The 17,531-nt window shown below is 38.5% G+C and carries 17 protein-coding genes and 1 pseudogene; 14 read left to right on the top strand and 4 right to left on the bottom strand.

Going from position 1 to position 17,531, the window contains the following annotated elements:
* Positions 1 to 22: 22 nt before the first annotated feature.
* Positions 23 to 283, bottom strand: a complete 261-nt coding sequence (gene rpsT, locus QL998_RS15845) for a 30S ribosomal protein S20 (protein ID WP_002958225.1) — start codon at positions 281 to 283, stop codon at positions 23 to 25.
* Between the two features lie 253 nt (positions 284 to 536).
* Between rpsT and murJ the strand changes: the two genes are divergently transcribed.
* The 13 genes from murJ (at position 537) to QL998_RS15780 (ending at position 15,579) form a co-directional block, all read left to right on the top strand.
* Positions 537 to 2,117, top strand: a complete 1,581-nt coding sequence (murJ, locus tag QL998_RS15840) for a murein biosynthesis integral membrane protein MurJ (protein WP_290193044.1) — start codon at positions 537 to 539, stop codon at positions 2,115 to 2,117.
* A gap of 84 nt (positions 2,118 to 2,201) precedes the next feature.
* A complete protein-coding gene (gene ribF, locus QL998_RS15835; RefSeq protein ID WP_076925461.1) occupies positions 2,202 to 3,152 on the top strand; it encodes a bifunctional riboflavin kinase/FAD synthetase in 951 nt (316 codons plus the stop codon).
* Positions 3,153 to 3,157: 5 nt separating this feature from the next.
* The gene (ileS, locus tag QL998_RS15830) at positions 3,158 to 5,986 is read left to right on the top strand and encodes an isoleucine--tRNA ligase (RefSeq protein ID WP_290193043.1); all 2,829 of its coding nucleotides are present in this window, start codon (positions 3,158 to 3,160) and stop codon (positions 5,984 to 5,986) included.
* A 12-nt stretch (positions 5,987 to 5,998) separates the two neighbouring features.
* On the top strand, positions 5,999 to 6,499 hold the full coding sequence (gene lspA, locus QL998_RS15825) for a signal peptidase II (RefSeq protein ID WP_007376920.1): 501 nt from the start codon (positions 5,999 to 6,001) through the stop codon (positions 6,497 to 6,499).
* Positions 6,496 to 6,936 carry an FKBP-type peptidyl-prolyl cis-trans isomerase gene (gene fkpB / locus QL998_RS15820; RefSeq protein ID WP_002958231.1) on the top strand — a complete coding sequence of 147 codons (441 nt, stop codon included), beginning with the start codon at positions 6,496 to 6,498 and terminating at the stop codon, positions 6,934 to 6,936. The genes lspA and fkpB overlap by 4 nt, the downstream gene beginning before the upstream one ends.
* Complete coding sequence (ispH, locus tag QL998_RS15815) at positions 6,936 to 7,865, top strand: 4-hydroxy-3-methylbut-2-enyl diphosphate reductase (protein WP_290193042.1); 930 nt, start codon at positions 6,936 to 6,938, stop codon at positions 7,863 to 7,865. Before fkpB ends, ispH begins: the two co-directional genes overlap by 1 nt.
* Positions 7,866 to 7,894: 29 nt before the next feature.
* On the top strand, positions 7,895 to 8,929 hold the full coding sequence (locus tag QL998_RS15810; RefSeq protein WP_290193041.1) for a histidine kinase: 1,035 nt from the start codon (positions 7,895 to 7,897) through the stop codon (positions 8,927 to 8,929).
* Positions 8,926 to 9,627, top strand: coding sequence for a LytTR family DNA-binding domain-containing protein (locus QL998_RS15805; RefSeq protein ID WP_290193040.1), 702 nt, complete (start codon positions 8,926 to 8,928; stop codon positions 9,625 to 9,627). The genes QL998_RS15810 and QL998_RS15805 overlap by 4 nt, the downstream gene beginning before the upstream one ends.
* Before the next feature lie 187 nt (positions 9,628 to 9,814).
* A complete protein-coding gene (gene pilV, locus QL998_RS15800; protein WP_149594275.1) occupies positions 9,815 to 10,381 on the top strand; it encodes a type IV pilus modification protein PilV in 567 nt (188 codons plus the stop codon).
* Between the two features lies 1 nt (position 10,382).
* Entirely contained in the window at positions 10,383 to 11,378 is a 996-nt protein-coding gene (locus tag QL998_RS15795) for a PilW family protein (protein ID WP_290193039.1), read from the top strand.
* Entirely contained in the window at positions 11,366 to 11,896 is a 531-nt protein-coding gene (locus QL998_RS15790) for a pilus assembly protein PilX (RefSeq protein ID WP_290193038.1), read from the top strand. The genes QL998_RS15795 and QL998_RS15790 overlap by 13 nt, the downstream gene beginning before the upstream one ends.
* Before the next feature lies 1 nt (position 11,897).
* Positions 11,898 to 15,143, top strand: a complete 3,246-nt coding sequence (locus QL998_RS15785) for a PilC/PilY family type IV pilus protein (RefSeq protein ID WP_290193037.1) — start codon at positions 11,898 to 11,900, stop codon at positions 15,141 to 15,143.
* Positions 15,144 to 15,153: 10 nt separating this feature from the next.
* On the top strand, positions 15,154 to 15,579 hold the full coding sequence (locus QL998_RS15780) for a type IV pilin protein (protein ID WP_220467185.1): 426 nt from the start codon (positions 15,154 to 15,156) through the stop codon (positions 15,577 to 15,579).
* Positions 15,580 to 15,585: 6 nt separating this feature from the next.
* Here QL998_RS15780 and QL998_RS15775 read toward each other — a convergent pair whose 3' ends face one another.
* Both QL998_RS15775 and QL998_RS15770 read right to left on the bottom strand, forming a co-directional pair.
* Positions 15,586 to 16,116: a GspH/FimT family pseudopilin gene (locus tag QL998_RS15775; RefSeq protein ID WP_290193036.1), complete on the bottom strand. Its 531-nt coding sequence runs from the start codon at positions 16,114 to 16,116 to the stop codon at positions 15,586 to 15,588.
* 79 nt (positions 16,117 to 16,195) lie between these two features.
* Complete coding sequence (locus QL998_RS15770) at positions 16,196 to 16,759, bottom strand: GspH/FimT family pseudopilin (protein WP_024603774.1); 564 nt, start codon at positions 16,757 to 16,759, stop codon at positions 16,196 to 16,198.
* Between the two features lie 160 nt (positions 16,760 to 16,919).
* On the opposite strand from QL998_RS15770, the gene glnB reads away from it, so the two are divergent.
* Positions 16,920 to 17,258: a nitrogen regulatory protein P-II gene (gene glnB, locus QL998_RS15765; RefSeq protein ID WP_002962211.1), complete on the top strand. Its 339-nt coding sequence runs from the start codon at positions 16,920 to 16,922 to the stop codon at positions 17,256 to 17,258.
* 40 nt (positions 17,259 to 17,298) lie between these two features.
* Here glnB and QL998_RS15760 read toward each other — a convergent pair.
* A pseudogene (locus QL998_RS15760) lies at positions 17,299 to 17,531 on the bottom strand (IS4 family transposase); the annotation flags it as partial.

Below are 17,531 nucleotides of genomic sequence, written 5' to 3'. Positions count from 1 at the left end.
TTTATATTCTATCAAAAACAAATTATAGAGCTTTAATCTTAGCTGCTATACGGCTCTTATGACGAGCTGCTTTGTTTTTGTGAATTAGACCCTTAGTTGCGTAACGGTCTAGGATAGGTGTAGCAACAGAAAAAGCTTGCTGTGCAGCTTCTTTATCGCCCGCTTCAATAGCAACAATTACTTTTTTGAAGTAAGTGCGCATCATTGAACGACGGCTTGCGTTGTGCTGACGGTTTTTTTCGCTTGTGATAGCGCGTTTTTTTGCAGACTTGATGTTAGCCAAGGTTTGCTCCTAACAATCTTAAAATAAAGCTTAAATTAAAGGCCGTGGAATATGCCTGTTTCTATCATGGATGTCAATTTAAATTTAACAATCCAAGAAAAACTGCACCATATAACGAGCATCAATTTGCCGCTTTAGCAGTTAATACCGACATTGTAACAAAGCACAGACCCCCAGCCTAGTGCTTTAAAGCGATTTATAAAAAAGACTGTGGCATAATCGCCTATCTTGAGGATTTTTGAGTAGGTTTAAGGTGTCAAAAGGTTTATTTCGCTCCGGTATGATTGTTAGTTGTATGACTATGATATCGCGTATTTTAGGGCTCGTTCGAGATGCGGTCGTTGCCAATTTATTAGGCGCAAGTGCGGCGGCTGATGTTTTTTTATTTGCTAACCGTATTCCTAATTTTTTACGTCGTTTATTTGCAGAAGGCGCCTTTGCACAAGCATTTGTACCCGTGCTGAGTGAAATTAAAGAACAGCAAGGCGACGACAAGGTCAGGCTTTTTGTTGCACAAGCAGCAGGCACATTAGGAACCATTTTACTGGTTGTCACTATTATAGGTGTTGTTGCTTCACCCGTTATTGCAGCATTGTTTGGCACTGGTTGGTTTATAGATTGGTGGCAGGGCGGACCTAATGCCGAAAAATTTGAGCTTGCAAGCTCATTACTTAAATTTACATTCCCATATTTGTTTTTTGTAAGCTTAGTTGCGCTCAGTGGTGCGGTAATGAACGTGTATAACCGCTTTGCTGTTGCTGCATTTACACCAGTTCTACTCAATGTTTCTATCATCACATGTGCAATTTTTTTACATGATAAATTTAGTGTCGGGGCTTATTCTCTCGCAATTGGCGTATTTATTGGTGGCGTTGTACAGCTATTGTTTCAACTTCCATTTTTATACCGTGCAAAAATGTTGGCGCGTCCGCGCTGGGCATGGCAAGACGAAAACGTAAAAAAAGTACGTAAACTTATGCTCCCTGCTTTGTTTGGCGTATCTATTAGCCAAATTAATTTGTTGCTTGATACCATGATTGCTTCATTACTGATGACAGGCTCGATTGCATGGCTTTATTATTCAGACCGTTTAATTGAATTTCCGCTGGGCTTATTTGGTATTGGTATTGCGACAGTTATTTTACCGGCGCTCTCTAAGTTACATAGCAGTAAAAAAAGCAGTGATTTTCAACATACCCTCGACTGGGGGGTGCGTTTTGTTATATTTTTAGGCCTACCAGCAATGATAGGTCTAATGATCATCAGCCCGCTTATTATCACCGTATTGTTCGACCACGGTGCGTTTAAAGAAGACAGTGTTGATCATGTTAAAGCAGTAAGTTTAGGCGTAGTCGCGTATTCAGTAGGGCTTGTAAGCTTTATGCTGATTAAAGTACTTGCTCCTGGCTTTTATGCTCGTCAAGACACAAAAACGCCGGTGCGTATTGGTATTATCACCTTAGTACTGAATATGGTATTTAATATTATGTTGGCTCCTTTCATTGGTTATTTAGGTTTAGCACTCGCGACTTCACTATCGGCTAGTTGTAATGCGTTTTTGCTGTATAGGCAGCTTAAAAAAGAAAATGTGTATCAGTTTTCATCAATGAGTATGCGCTTTACACTAAAATGTGTTGTTGCAAGTATTGTTATGGGGGCTGTTACATGGTTTGTGAGCAGTTACTATTACTGGGCTACATGGGCTTTTACACAGCAGGTAATATTATTAATGGTATTAGTGGCTTTGGCAGGTATTAGCTACTTTGCAATGCTATTTTTGATGGGCGTTAGACTAAATACGATAAAAAGTGTAGCAATTACTGAATCAAACTAAAAAAAAGATTATAATCGGCAACTCTGCGGCTTTAATAAATTTTTAGCCGTAATTAATAACTCGCTAAACAAGGCATTAGGTGGCATGGAGTTAATTAGAGGTATACACAATATTCGCCCACACCACTTTGGTTGTGTGTTAACTATTGGTAATTTTGACGGTGTTCATTTAGGCCACGCAGAAGTATTAAAAGGCTTACTTAGTGATGCTAAAGCGCATAGTTTGCCTAGCACTGTAATGCTATTTGAACCCCAGCCACAAGAATTTTTTGCTAAAAACAATGCACCAGCACGGCTAACACGCTTACGAGATAAGCTACGTTTGCTTCGTGATTTAGGTATTGAGCGAGTTATTTGCATTAGCTTTAATCAGCAATTTGCAAACATGCATGCTGAGCAATTTGTTAATGATATTTTGATTAAAAAGTTAGGTGTTAAAGCTCTCACTGTTGGCGATGATTTTAAGTTTGGGAAGCAGCGGCAAGGTAACTTTGACTTACTTGCTAGCATGGGCAAGCAAGCGGGCATGGACGTAAAAAGCACCGCGAGTTTTCGTCAATTAAATGCTAGAGTAAGCAGCACTTTAATACGAGATGCTTTGGCATCTGGTGACTTAGCAAGTGCTAAAATAATGCTTGGTCACGATTATGCTATTTCTGGGCGTGTTATACACGGCTGGAAAAGAGGACGTGAACTCGGTTTTAGAACGGCAAATATTGCCCTAAAACGCCAAGTGTGTCCTGTCAACGGGGTGTTTGCAGTGCAAGCAACGATTGCAGGAAAACAGATTTTTGGAGTTGCAAATGTAGGTAATAAGCCGACATTTAATGGAACTCGTGCATTATTAGAAGTTCACCTTTTTGATTTTGCACAGGATATTTACGGACAATTTATGCATGTGGAGTTAATAAAAAAACTTCGCAATGAAAAAAAATTCGAGACATTAACACAATTAACGGCGCAAATAGCAACTGATGTTGCTGCCGCTAAGCAGTGTTTTGGTTTAAATCAGGTAGCCGATAGAGACGGAATGTAGGATAAATGAGCGACTATAAACATACTTTGAACTTACCGGAAACACCGTTTCCAATGCGTGGCAATTTGGCACAACGTGAACCAAAAATGCTTAAAGCATGGTATGAAGACGACCTGTACGGTCAAATTCGCAGCGCTAAGAAAGGTAAAAAGACCTTTATTTTGCATGACGGCCCTCCGTATGCAAATGGCGATATCCATTTAGGCCACTCAGTTAATAAAATATTAAAAGACATTATTGTTAAGTCTAAAACATTATCTGACTTTGATTCACCATTAGTACCAGGTTGGGATTGTCATGGTTTACCAATCGAGTTAATGGTTGAGAAAAAAGTAGGCAAGCCGGGCGTAAAAGTAACCGCAAGCGAGTTTCGTGAAAAATGCCGTGCATACGCTAAAAAACAAGTTGAAGGTCAAAAAGTTGATTTTAAACGTTTAGGCGTATTTGCAGATTGGGATAAGCCTTACTTAACAATGAACTTTGACTTTGAAGCGAATGCAATTCGTGTACTTGGTCGTATTATTGAAAAAGGTCATTTGCACAAAGGTGCTAAGCCTGTGCATTGGTGTACAGATTGTGGTTCTGCATTAGCAGAAGCTGAAGTTGAATACCAAGACAAGCAATCACCAGCGATTGATGTACGTTTTACATTTGTTGATCAAGATGCTGTTGTAAGTGCATTTGATTTGGCTGATGGTCACAAGGGTGAAGGCAGTGTTGGTACTGTTATTTGGACAACAACACCGTGGACGCTTCCAGCAAACCGCGCAGTCGCTGTGCATGCCGATTTAGAATATGCATTGGTGCAGGTTGAAGATGAAGGCGTACAACAACGTCTAATTTTAGGCTCTGAGCTTGTTAAAGATGCAATGGACCGCTTTGGTTTTAATCACTTTCATGTATTAGGTTATGTAAAAGGTGCTGCACTTGAAAACTTAACTGTAGCCCATCCTTTTTATGATTTTGATGTACCCGTGATTGTTGCAGAACACGTAACGACTGACTCAGGTACCGGTGTTGTACATACAGCACCAGGACATGGTCAAGAAGATTTCGTGGCTGGTTTAAATTACAACCTTGAAGTAGCTAACCCTGTTGGCGCTAATGGTGTTTATTTACCAGATACTGAACTTTTTGCAGGTCAGCATGTATTTAAAGCAAATGCGAGCGTAATTGAAGTATTAAAAGAGCACGGTGCATTAATGCATCATCATGCTATAACTCATAGTTACCCACATTGTTGGCGCCATAAAACACCCATTATTTTCCGTGCTACACCACAATGGTTTGTAAGTATGGATCAGGCTAACTTGCGTCAAGATTCTTTAAAAGAAATTAAAAACACGCAGTGGTTGCCAGAGTGGGGCGAAAGCCGTATTTCTAACATGGTTGAAAGTCGCCCAGATTGGTGTATTTCTCGCCAGCGTACTTGGGGCGTTCCTATTGCATTGTTCGTTGATAAAGACACCGGTGCACTTCACCCAAATACACAAGAGCTAATTGCTCAAGCAGCAGAGCTTGTTGAAAAGTCTGGTATTCAAGCATGGTACGATTTAGAACCAGCTACTTTACTTGGTGAAGAAGACGCCAAGCAATATATGAAAGTACAAGATACGCTAGATGTATGGTTTGACTCAGGTGTGTCGCACGCTTGTGTAGTAGATGCACGTGAAGACTTGGTTGGTCCAGCTGATTTATACCTTGAAGGTTCTGATCAGCACCGTGGTTGGTTTATGTCATCAATGATGACATCTGTGGCTATTAATGGTCATGCGCCATACCGCCAAGTATTGACTCATGGTTTTACTGTTGATGAAAACGGCCGCAAAATGTCTAAGTCGTTAGGCAATGTTATTTCACCACAAAATGTGATGAATAAACTAGGTGCTGACATTTTACGTTTGTGGGTTGCCTCTACCGATTACACGGCAGAAATGACTGTGTCGGATGAAATATTTAAACGCTCTGCCGATCGCTACCGCCGTATTCGTAACACTAGCCGTTACTTGCTTGCTAATCTAAATGGCTTTGATCCAAAAACAGATCAAGTTGCTGTTGATGATATGGTTGAGCTTGATAAGTGGATTGTTGGTCGTGCTGCTCAGTTGCAAGACGAAATTTTAGCCGCATACGATAGCTACCAAATGCTATTAGTAACGCAAAAGCTAATGAACTTCTGTACGGGTGAGCTTGGTTCGTTCTATTTAGACGTCATTAAAGATCGTCAGTACACAGCTAAGAGTGACAGCCATGCACGTCGTTCTTGTCAAACAGCGCTTTATCATATTGCAGAAGCTATGACGCGTTGGATGGCGCCTATTATGAGCTTTACCGCACAAGAAATTTGGGAAGCTTTACCGGGTGAGCGTAGTGACTACGTATTTACATCTGTTTGGTATGATGGCTTACAAGCGCCAACTAATAGCCAATTTAGCAACGATGACTGGTTAGAAATTTTAACAGTGCGCGACGAAGTAAACCGCTTATTAGAAGCTGCACGTAAAGAAGAAGTCATTGGTGCAACGCTTCAAGCAACGGTTAATTTATTCACGGGTAAAGAGCTTGCCGCTAAATTAAATGCGCTTGATGATGAGCTACGTTTTGTATTATTAACATCAGCTGTAAATGTTTCTGAAGTTGATAGTCAGCCTGCTGATACACAAGCTACCGAAATTGAAGGTTTATTCATTAGTGTTGCTGCAACAGATGCTGCTAAATGTGAGCGTTGTTGGCATTACAGTGAAGATGTAGGTGTTAACCCTGCTCATCCTGAAATTTGTGGCCGTTGTGTAAGTAATGTTGACGGCGAAGGCGAAAAGCGTCAATTCGCTTAGGAGTTATTCTTAGTGAGCAAACTAGCCCAAAAAAGTGGTTTAGTGTGGCTTTGGTTGAGTCTATTACTATTGGTAATAGACTTTGCCAGTAAAACACTTGTTGTAGGGACTATGGCTTATCAAGAGTCGATAAACTTACTCCCTGTTTTTAGTATTACTTATGTGCATAACTATGGTGCTGCTTATAGCTTTTTAAGTGAAGCGGGTGGTTGGCAGCGTTGGTTTTTAAGTGCGATTGCCATTGCTATTAGTGCTTTACTTGTGTGGTGGCTAAAACGCTTACCTGCAACAAACAAAGTACTATGCGGTGCTTATGCACTGGTACTTGCAGGCGCTATTGGTAATTTATACGATCGTATTGCGTATGGTTATGTAATCGACTTTATTCACGTATTTTATAAAGACTCACATTTTCCTGTATTCAATATTGCCGATTGCGCTATTTGTATTGGCGCAGCATTATTGTTATTTGACGCCTTTACCGGCGAGAGTCCGAAGGAGCATAAAGCATGAGCCAAGCTGTAATTGGTGAAAACTCGCAAGTTATCTTCCATTTTTCTATTAAATTAGAAGATGGCTCTGCCGCTGATTCTACCAAGGTGCATAATAAGCCTGCTAAATTAACAATGGGTGATGGTAGCTTAACGGCAAACTTCGAAAAATGTTTATTAGGGCTAACTGCAGGCGAAAGTAAAACGTTTGAATTAGAACCTGAAGATGCGTTTGGTCAGCCAAACCCAGATAATATTTACTACGTTGACCGTAGTAAGTTTGGTCCAGAAACACCAGCTAAGGTAGGTGCAATTATTGCGTTTACTCAACCTGATGGCACTGAGCTTCCTGGTTTAGTTCGCGAAGTGCAAGGTGAATCGGTAACGATTGATTTTAACCATCCTTTATCTGGTCAGCGCCTAACGTTTGAAGTGGATATTATTGAGGTGGAAGGTTAATGGAAATATTATTAGCTAACCCACGAGGCTTTTGCGCTGGTGTTGACCGTGCTATTAGTATTGTTGAGCGCGCTTTAGATATTTTTGAAAAGCCAATTTATGTTCGCCACGAAGTAGTACATAACCGCTATGTAGTTGATGGATTAAAAAGTCGTGGTGCGGTTTTTGTTGAAGAGCTTGATCAAGTACCTGACGACAGCATTGTTATTTTTAGCGCACATGGCGTATCGCAAGCTGTTCGTTCTGAGGCAAAACGTCGTGATTTAAAAGTATTTGATGCAACGTGTCCGCTTGTAACTAAAGTACATATGGAAGTTACACGTGCGAGTCGTAAAGGTATTGAGTGTATTTTAATTGGTCATCATGGTCACCCTGAAGTAGAGGGAACAATGGGACAATATGATAACTCAGACGGTGGTATTTATCTTGTTGAAACCGTTGATGATGTTGTTGCGCTTAATGTAAAAAATGCTGAAAATCTTTTTTATTGTAGCCAAACAACACTCTCTGTTGATGACACTGCTGATGTTATAGATGAACTGCGCAACAAGTTTCCATCAATTGATGGACCTCGCAAAGATGATATTTGTTATGCAACGCAAAATCGTCAGGACGCTGTTCGTGACCTAGCTGATAAAGTTGATGTGCTATTAGTTGTAGGGGCTAAAAACAGCTCTAACTCTAATCGCTTACGTGAACTTGCAGATAAAATGGACACTGTTGCTTATTTAATTGATGATGCAACTGATGTGCAAGAGCAGTGGGTTTCAGGTTCTAAATCAGTGGGTGTAACTGCGGGTGCATCTGCGCCAGAAGTACTTGTACAACAAGTTATAAGCCGATTAAAAGATCTTGGTGGTACGCAGGTTGTTGAAAACCCAGGCGAAGAAGAGAATATCGTATTTGCTGTTCCTGTAGAGCTACGTTAATTTAAAATTTAGATTATAGGAGAGTCGTTATGAGCAAGTCACTAAAAGATGATGGTTTGCTTTTTTCGGCTCTTTTTAATGAGCGAGGCGTACTAGCTTCGCTTATTGTTTCTCAAGTTATTGCTATTGTTTTAGCCTTTGCACCCAATGTAGAAGGCGATATTTGGCTTCGACTTGGGGTCATTAGTTTGTTTATGCATTTAATTGTTTTAGTCGGTACCTCTTCTTTATATTTTTGTCGTTTTTTCTTACAAACGCGCACTCAAACTTTTCAGTTAAGTTTGTTTTTTATCTTTTTTTTATTATCTACGTGCATTTTTAGTATTTTATTTTCCCATTTTGCTTTTGATATAGATGATACAGATAACTTAATTTATTTCACACTTCGCAATTGCATTATAGTGGCTTTGCTGGCGGCTTTATTCGTCCAATTTTTATTAATTCATTTTGAAAAAGAGCAGCAAACTAAAGCGCTTTCTCGAGCTGAACTTGATGCCTTACAAGCCAGAATACGTCCTCATTTTTTATATAATAGTTTAAACACTGCTGCAGAGCTTACTCATCATGATGCCGATGCGGCAGAGCAGGCTATTTTAGCATTAGCCGCCTTATCGCAGGCTGCAATGCACTCAGGAAAAAATGTATTTCTTGACGATGAAATAACGCTGAGTAAGCAATATATAGCACTTGAAACATGGCGTTTCGGTAATCGCTTAAGAGTTAATTGGCAAATACCCAATGAACTACCTGCATTGAGCATTCCTTGTTTAACCCTGCAGCCATTAATTGAAAATGCAGTATGCCACGGTGTTGAAACAAGTGAGCATGGTGCAGAAATAAAAGTAGAGCTACATATCACTACCGGCTATATAACCATGATTGTTTCTAACCCTATAACAATTTCTAATACTCAAACTAGGCCTAATAACGGAATGGCGCTTGAAAATATTCGCCAGCGATTAAATATTTACTATAAAAATAAAGCGCAACTAACAATTACTAATAAAAATGATGTGTTTAGAGTAAAGGTCGTTATTCCTAAACTAATAGGGGGCAGTGTATGAATGTACTCATTGTTGATGACGAACCTTTGGCGAGATCTCGCTTAATTCGTTTGTTAGCACATGATAAAAGTATAGTTGTGCAAGGTGAGGCAAGTAATGGTAATGAAGCCTTAGCACTTGCTAAAAAGCAAACGCCCGATTTGATTTTTTTAGATGTTGATATGCCCGGTATGAATGGTTTACAAGTTGCTAATGAGCTCAATAGTTTAACCCTACCGCCTGCAGTTGTGTTTATAACAGCGCACCCTGAGCATGCCTTTGATGCTTTACAGTTAAGTGCTGCAGGTTATTTAGTTAAACCTATTACAGAGCAATCATTACAAAAGGTACTTCAGCAAGTAGGCCGTTTAAATAAAGTACATATTCAAAAACAACAAAATGTAAAAGTGTCTTATCAATTAGCGGGCACTCTTCGTAGTGTTGATATAAATGATGTTTTGTACTTTAGTGCAGAAGAAAAATATACCAAAATGATATTCTGTGGTGGAGAGGCTCTACTTGAGCAAAGCTTAAAGCAATTAGAACTGCAATATCCCGCATATGTTTTACGAATTCACCGCAATACGTTAGTTAATAAACAAAAAGTAATAGCCTTGCATTCAAAAGGCAATGGGCACCATATTATTGAGCTGCAAGGGTGTAGCGAGTTATTGCAAGTAAGCCGCCGCGAGCTTAAATTAGTTAAAAATGCGCTTTAGGCGCTTACTCTGTGATTAAGTTGCCTCTGATTTAAGTACATTTTAGGCTTAATTATCAACAGCTTTCTTGAATGAATAAATTTAATTAACCGTTTATCAACAAATATAACCGCTTGTCTTAGTCCTCATTGATTCCTCAAATAAATAGCATAAACTTACAATCAGATAATTTTTATTTGGTTTTACTATGCAATCATCTCAAACAAAAATGCAAAGAGGCTTCACTCTAATTGAAGTGTTAATTGCATTTATTATTCTTAGTTTTGGTTTGTTAGGTGCAGTTGCCTTGCAAGCAAAAGCAAAGCAGGCGAGCTTTGACTCTATGCAGCGTGCAGCAGCAGTTGCACTTGGTAATGATATTGTGCAGCGTATTCGTGCTAACGATACCATTGCATCTATTGAAAAATATGGAAAGGCGAAAATAGATAGTAGCGGTGCACTTGCTACAACTAAGGCTTGTTTTGGAAGTCCCTGTAATTCATCAGCAATAGCGGATATGGATATAGTGCAATGGAAACGTGCCATTCAAGCTCGTGAAAATACAGGTACTTTAGATGATGCGACAATATGTATAAATCCAACATCAGTGGCAGATACTGGAGGGAAAGGGTTCAACATTGAGGTAATTATATCATGGCAAGGGCGACAAGAGTTTAAAGCAAATACAGATACAGGAAAAATTACCTGTGGTGATAAAACTAACAATAAACGCCGTTTAGTGGTTTTAACCAGTTATATATATGTGAGGAGTTAACATGAAGCAAAAAGGGTTTACTCTTGTAGAAGTTATGATTTCACTATTTATTGGCGGTTTAATTTTAGGTGGTGTCATGTTTACTTACCTTGGCATGAAATTAACTACAAAGGACACGATGACAATTGGTGAGATCCAAGAGTCAGGACGCTTAGCTATAAATATTATGCAACGTGATATTGAGCAAGTTGGATTTTGGGGTACTTATTATGATGATTCATTTACTGCTATAAATACCACCGTAACCTCCAAAGTTAGTGGCAAAGATTGCGTTGAAGGAACTAATAATGGGAGCTTTCCTGATCTAACAAGTAGTAGTAATTTTCGTACTATATATGCAGAAACAGCTAAAAGTACAAGTGAGTTAAACTGTATAGCTGATGTAACTAAAGGGACAGACATTCTCCAACTTAAATTTTTACAAGGAAATTCCCAGTATAATGGTATTACAGGTACTAACAGTACAACCGATAACATAGATTATTTTATTGCCGAGCAAGAACAAGCAAGTTTTGTAACCGGTAAATATACTCCGACAAATATCAATGCAACTATTTGGCCATATAGTCACCATGTTTATTATATTTCAGAGCAAGAGTATGAAGTTAATAATAAAAAAATAAAAGTACCTGTATTAAAACGAAAACGATTAGTAAAAGGAAAAATGACCACTGAAACGATAATGGAAGGTGTTGAAAACATGCGTTTCCTTTTTGGCCTTGATACTAACAGTGATAGCAAGGTTGACACTTATAAAAGTGCTGCAGATATAACTGCTACAGAATGGGAAAACCGTAAAGGTATTTTAACCGTTCAACTTTTCTTATTAATTAGATCACTAGAACTCGATCCTGGTTTAAAAATTAAAAATAAAAAATACATACTTGGGGAAGGAGAGACTCCTAGGGAACTAAGTTTTGATGATAATTATAGGCGCACTGTTTTCACAACAACTATTCGTTTAAGTAATGTTGGAGGTAATCTATGGAAAATTTAAAGTTGTTACCAAGTAAGCAACAAGGTGTGGTGCTTTTAACCGCATTAATTATGGTGATAGCAGTTACCGGCATTGCAGTTACTCTTATGAGTAGTAGTACAATTGATATTAAAATTACTAATGCAGCGCAAGAACGAGAGGTTGCAGAAAATCAATTGATTGGCGAAGTGCAAAGAGTGATTGCGTCAGAAGCTAAAGAAGGTGCTGATAGTGACTTTTTTCTTACTCCAGATGAGATCGCTACAGATTCGGGTAAGCTTGATAGTGATGGTAATAAAATCACTATACCAGAGAAAGATATTACAGAGCCTGGACACGAAATGAAAAGTATAATGACGAACTTAAATAATGGTTTATTAGAACTTAATTGCCCTCGTAGTTATAGTTTTACAGCGGGTGTTTCATGCAACATGATTCAAGTATCTACTACGATAGAATATGGCTCTAAAAGCAAGCACCAGTTAACTATTGTAACAGGTATAGCTCAAGAGATGGCCAGTACGGGGAAGGGGATTTAAGATGAAATTTAAACTTTATATAGCACTCGTTTTATTATTTACATCAGCAATTAATATGCATGCATACGCTGAGGATATTGAGCTTTACGTAAATAAAGATGCTAATTCAGATGAAAAACCGCGAGTACTATTAATTTTTGATACCTCCGGGAGCATGGCTTTTTCTTCAAGTACAGGGGACGACTGTGGGCAAGAGTATCGTAATGGCCCATATATTCTTTGTCCTGATAGTAGACTTGAAGCAGCTCAAGGGGCTATGGATAAACTGGTAACAGACAATGCAGGTTCAATCGATTTTGGCTTAATGCGCTTTAATGGTACCGAAGGAGGTTATGTTTTAAATGGCATCGGTAGTTCGCCCGATTCCATAAAAGCATCTATTAATGATCTTCCTGCAAGTGGGGGGACTCCATTAGCTGAAACATTGTGGGAGGCTTATTTATATATTACAGGAAAAGAGTTGGACTATGCTTTTGATGTGAGTAGAAACAAAAGAGACACAGGTATAGAATCTGCAATTATTACTCAAGAACAAGTTCAAAGATGCGAAGATGTTCCTTATCAATATAGATGGTACGGAAGATGGGTTTGGGGGACTAAAAAGGAATGCACATCTGTTTTAGAAGATGTTGTTTCTAGCTATTCTTATATATCACCTTTTGCTGATAGCGCAGCTGAAGCTAAGCGTTGTGATAATTCCGTCAATATTATCTATATGACTGATGGTGATCCGTCTCCTAGCAGTGATAATGGAAGCGATTATGATATTAGCGCCGAGCATAATAAGTATTTTGGTCGTGCTTTAACTGGCGATGATTATGTATACAGTAACCTTTTGCATCAATTAGCTAAAATCATTCATGGAACAGACGACACAATTGTCGATTTGTACCCTTCTACTCCCGATATTAATGAAACAGGGCGTCTATATACGATTGGGTTTGGCTCTGGTATGACTGCAGATGGTCAAAACTTATTAAAACAAGCCTCAACATTAGGTGGTGGTAAAAATTTGCCTGCAACTACACCAGAAAAGCTTTCTGAAGCTTTAAATAATGCTGTAGCAGCGATTAGACAGGAAAATAGTACTTTTACAGCCCCTTCAGTTGCAAGTAATAATGTAGATCAAACTCGGAGTCGAGATGCCATATACTTAGGTATGTTTTATCCTGAAAAGCATACTAGATGGCGTGGTAATCTAAAAAAACTGAAATTATCAGGTAACAAAGTTATTGATTCCAAAGATATAGAAGCGTTTGATAGTGATGGCCTTATAAAAACGAGTGCGCATACATTTTGGAGTCCTGATGGAACTTCCGATGGTAGCTCTGTAAAAGAGGGTGGAGTCAATGCTGCATTAATAAGTAGTGACAAAGCTCGTAATATACTTACAAACGCAAATACTAATGCATTAATAGATTTTAATCTTGATAAGATTGAAGATGCCTATGGCAATAAGCAAAAAGCAGCGGTTGCTTTTGATGTTGATAAATCTGACTTAAAAAATATTATTAACTGGGCTCGCGGGTATGATAATAAACAAAATAGCGAATCTGACGCTTTACGCGATGATATATTTGGTGACCCACTGCACTCAAAACCAGTTGCGATAGACTATGGTAATGATGATATTCGTATTCTAATTGGTACTAATGCTGGCTTTTTACATATGTTTAAAGATGATGACACTAACAATAAAGTTAGTGAAAGCTGGGCGTTTATTCCATCTGAACTATACAAAATTATTGAACCTCTTCGTGATGAACATAGTACTAAAGAATACGGCATAGATGGACCTATTAGTGTTTATTTCAACAATAAGAGCCTTAATGGTGAAGGTTTAAATGATGGAACTATTAACGCAACTAAAGGTGACCAAGTCTGGGCTGCTGTAGGTATGCGCAGAGGTGGTCGTAATTATTATGGTTTGGATATTACAAAGCCAGACTCTCCAAGTTTAATGTGGACTATTAAAGGCGGTGAAGGGAAATTTAAAAACCTTGGCCAAACGTGGTCTAAACCCCAAGTTGCTTATATAAAATCAAAAGGAAATACACCCCTTTTAATATTTGGGGCTGGTTATGATATTAATAAAGATTCGAATGATGCCGATAAAGCTAATATAAAAACGGAAGATAGAATTGGCCGCGGTATTTATATCGTTGATGCAAAAACAGGTGAAAAGGTTTGGATTTTAGCACCTAAGGGAGATGCATCTAAGGATACCGAATTTAAAGGGAAATATAGTATTGCTGCCGATGTAACGTTATTAGATTCTAATTATGATGGCTATACAGACCGGATATATGCGGCAGATACTGGTGGAGGTATTTGGCGTATAGATATATCAGATGAAGGCAAATTTAGTCATTTTCAGTTAGCTGATCTTGGTAGTGATGCCGATAGACGCTTTTTTTACAAGCCCGTAGTGGCAAGAACTATGTTTAGTAAAGTTACTATTAAAGATGATGTAGTCACTCGATTAGATACACCTTATGATGCGATTGTAATTGGTAGTGGAAATCGTTCAAATCCAAATGGAGAAGGTACAGCTGATGAATTATTTATGATAAGAGATGAAAATACAGTTACTAAATTATTCGAATCTGCGCCTGAAGTTATAACGCCTAGTATGTTAATGGGGATGAATAATGATAAATTTGGTAGTGCATTAGATAATGTAACTGAGTTTGTAAAATTAGAAGATGAACTTGCGAATGATTTTGTTGGGTGGCGTTATAAACTCGCTACTGGTGAAAAGTCGTTAGCAGCAGCAACCGTTGTTGGTGGGGTTGCTTATTTTACATCTTTTACTCCGACGTTGGATTCATCAATTAAAAATCAATGTTCATTAAGTGGAGGAGGGGGCTCTCTTTACGCATTTCATTTGCACTACGGTACTAAAGTTTATGACGATCTGAAATTTGCTACAAGTACAGAGGTGCCAGATACGCCCCAACTTTATTTTGGTTCTTCATGTGCAGATAGTGATGATAACGGAAAATGCGATGATGATCCTGATGAGGAAGTAAAAAGTCAGTTTTATTTAATTGGTCCGGGCATCAAAGGTGAAAATGCTGAAAACCCGCTCCAACCACTTGAAATTACAGGCCCAGGATTAAAAGTTGTAGATGATAAGATACAACTTGTTAATGAAAAAGCATTGGGATTTGGGTTTAAAACACAACAAACATATATTTATAAACGTGAAGAAAATGATGAAAACATGCAGAATGAAGACGATTAAGGAGGTTTGAATGATAAAAAAACAACGTGGGTTTACCTTAATTGAGCTGATGATAGCTGTTGCTATCGTCGGCATACTTGCAGCAATTGCATTGCCTAATTATACAGAGTATGTGAAGCGTGCTTCGCGCGCAGAGGCCGTTGCTGCATTATTAGATGCAGCTAATAAGCAAGAGCAGTACTTTGTAGATAACAGAGAGTATACAGAATTAGCGAGTGATTTAGGGATTCAAAGTAAAACAGAGAATGGGCATTTCGAATTAGCGATTAAAGTAGTTGATAAAAATACTTTTACAATCACAGCAAAACCTATTGCAGGGCCGGTAAAAGGAGATGGTGATTGCACCGAGCTATCTATAACTGATATAGGTACTAAAGGCGCGCAAGGGGCAAAAACAAACGAAGGAAAGGATGTTGACTACTGTTGGGGAAGATAACTAGAGTTACTTTTTCTGGCATTTATCAGTTGATTTAATGCGAATTCTACCCGTTTGACTTACAGATAAAGCCAATCCTTTGAGATTGGCTTTATCGCTATTAGGGCAATATATAAAAGTCCCATTTTGAAAACCATTTAAAGAGCCATCTGGACGAAACGTAATAGCGTTGCGGGGGTACTCTAAAGTATCGGCCTCATTAACATCCTCGAAAGTGCTTAAGAGTAGTTCATCATCATCTAGAGTCGTTGATTTATCTTTGTCGATAAACAGTGACATTTGACCATCCCATTCGTCTTTTGTGCATTGGCTGTCTTTTAGTGCGCAAAGCGTGACGTAAGTAGCATTTTCAATGGCATATAAACGGCCATAATTTATATTTCGGTGTAGGAGGTTTACGTGGTTATCTAAGCGGTTTTTAGCTAAAAAATCTGGATAAAACCACATAGATAATTGGCTGATAATACTGACAACAGCCATAGATACCATTAATTCGAGAAGTGTTACTCCCTTACTTTTTGATATTGATAATCTCATCCTTGAAGACCTGAGTTAATAAATGATTAACTCAGTCTAGTAAATGATACAAATATGACAAGGTATAACTGTGCGTTTTTTAATCGCACTTTTCAGTAGTGTCACCAAGGTAAAAAGCAGTACCAGATACTGATACATTCAGCGCTTTATTATTTTCGTTGTCATTATTGGGGCAATACACAAAGCCCGTAAAGCTACCTGAGCCAGCTAAACTTGTCGTAATACGACCGCTCGTATTAAACCGAAGGCTATTATTACCAGAGAATTTTATTCTATCGCTAGACGGAGTTTCTGACATTACACGTAATAGACTATCGTTTGCGCTTTTATAACTTCCGTCATTATCAGTATCTATAAATAAAATAACGGTATTAGTTGAGGCCCATTCACTTTGGCATGTGAGACTTGAGCTACTACTTGTAACTGTATTGGGAGCAGGGCATACAATGACTATTTCATCTGTACTTGCAGCTTGAGCACGGGCGTAGCTAATATTTCTTTTTAATTCCAACAAAAAATTCTCAGCTCTATTTTCTTCTAGCATATCGCTGCTATTCCAGATCGCAATGGATGCAATGATCCCAACGATAGCAACGGTTACCATGAGTTCTAAAAGAGTGAATCCGTTTTGTTTATTTTTCATATTAATCTCATTTACTGCTAGTCATTTAAGTATCGCTATTTTTATATAATAAATTATACCATGATCGGTTGTTTTATCACCGTAATTCAATCGCTTTGTTTGCTATGAACATCATGATTGTCTAAAATCGAGGCAACTGGAGCTTTCAAAAGTAATCAATATGAAAAAAATAGAAGCAATTATCAAACCTTTTAAGTTAGACGATGTGCGTGAAGCGTTGTCGGATGTAGGTATTACAGGTATGACGGTAAGCGAAGTTAAAGGCTTTGGGCGTCAAAAAGGTCACACTGAGCTTTACCGTGGTGCAGAGTATATGGTCGATTTTTTACCTAAGGTAAAACTTGATATAGTATTGACTGATGAAGATGTAGACCGTGCAATTGAAGTTATTGTAAAAACGGCACAAACAGGAAAAATCGGTGACGGTAAAATATTTGTCACTGATGTTGAGCGCGTTATACGTATTCGTACTGCTGAGGAAGATGAAGAAGCGATTTAAGTGTACGAATATTTTTAGCCTCTAATTAACTGTCTCTTGATCACAAGTCTGACTCAAGAGATTTTGCTAAATCGTAGCCTTCCAGGATGGCTTGTAACTTAAGCCATCCTTGCCATAACACTTTCACAGATGCACGCCCTGTGCGCTTGGTATCTTTCCAGCCTCCTAACTTTGCCAGTTCCTGATACGCCCATGACATATTTGGAGCAGTTTCAGGCAATGGTGTTTTTATTCTCTTTAACCACAATAACTTCCATGCTTTGGGAGATAACA

The sequence above is a fragment of the Pseudoalteromonas sp. APC 3691 genome, assembly GCF_030408135.1.
In the GTDB taxonomy this organism is placed as follows: Bacteria; Pseudomonadota; Gammaproteobacteria; order Enterobacterales; family Alteromonadaceae; genus Pseudoalteromonas.
The sequence above is the reverse complement of the archived record's forward strand: the minus strand, read 5'-3'. Positions and strand labels throughout refer to the sequence as shown.

What these genes read in the sequence shown, in the direction of transcription:
- QL998_RS15775 (WP_290193036.1), bottom strand. Translation starts at nt 16,116, where the DNA reads ATGAGATTATCAATATCAAAAAGTAAGGGAGTAACACTTCTCGAATTA.
- ispH (WP_290193042.1), top strand. Translation starts at nt 6,936, where the DNA reads ATGGAAATATTATTAGCTAACCCACGAGGCTTTTGCGCTGGTGTTGAC.
- QL998_RS15795 (WP_290193039.1), top strand. Translation starts at nt 10,383, where the DNA reads ATGAAGCAAAAAGGGTTTACTCTTGTAGAAGTTATGATTTCACTATTT.
- ileS (WP_290193043.1), top strand. Translation starts at nt 3,158, where the DNA reads ATGAGCGACTATAAACATACTTTGAACTTACCGGAAACACCGTTTCCA.
- QL998_RS15790 (WP_290193038.1), top strand. Translation starts at nt 11,366, where the DNA reads ATGGAAAATTTAAAGTTGTTACCAAGTAAGCAACAAGGTGTGGTGCTT.
- QL998_RS15810 (WP_290193041.1), top strand. Translation starts at nt 7,895, where the DNA reads ATGAGCAAGTCACTAAAAGATGATGGTTTGCTTTTTTCGGCTCTTTTT.
- glnB (WP_002962211.1), top strand. Translation starts at nt 16,920, where the DNA reads ATGAAAAAAATAGAAGCAATTATCAAACCTTTTAAGTTAGACGATGTG.
- fkpB (WP_002958231.1), top strand. Translation starts at nt 6,496, where the DNA reads ATGAGCCAAGCTGTAATTGGTGAAAACTCGCAAGTTATCTTCCATTTT.
- QL998_RS15805 (WP_290193040.1), top strand. Translation starts at nt 8,926, where the DNA reads ATGAATGTACTCATTGTTGATGACGAACCTTTGGCGAGATCTCGCTTA.
- pilV (WP_149594275.1), top strand. Translation starts at nt 9,815, where the DNA reads ATGCAATCATCTCAAACAAAAATGCAAAGAGGCTTCACTCTAATTGAA.
- QL998_RS15785 (WP_290193037.1), top strand. Translation starts at nt 11,898, where the DNA reads ATGAAATTTAAACTTTATATAGCACTCGTTTTATTATTTACATCAGCA.
- QL998_RS15780 (WP_220467185.1), top strand. Translation starts at nt 15,154, where the DNA reads ATGATAAAAAAACAACGTGGGTTTACCTTAATTGAGCTGATGATAGCT.
- QL998_RS15770 (WP_024603774.1), bottom strand. Translation starts at nt 16,759, where the DNA reads ATGAAAAATAAACAAAACGGATTCACTCTTTTAGAACTCATGGTAACC.
- ribF (WP_076925461.1), top strand. Translation starts at nt 2,202, where the DNA reads ATGGAGTTAATTAGAGGTATACACAATATTCGCCCACACCACTTTGGT.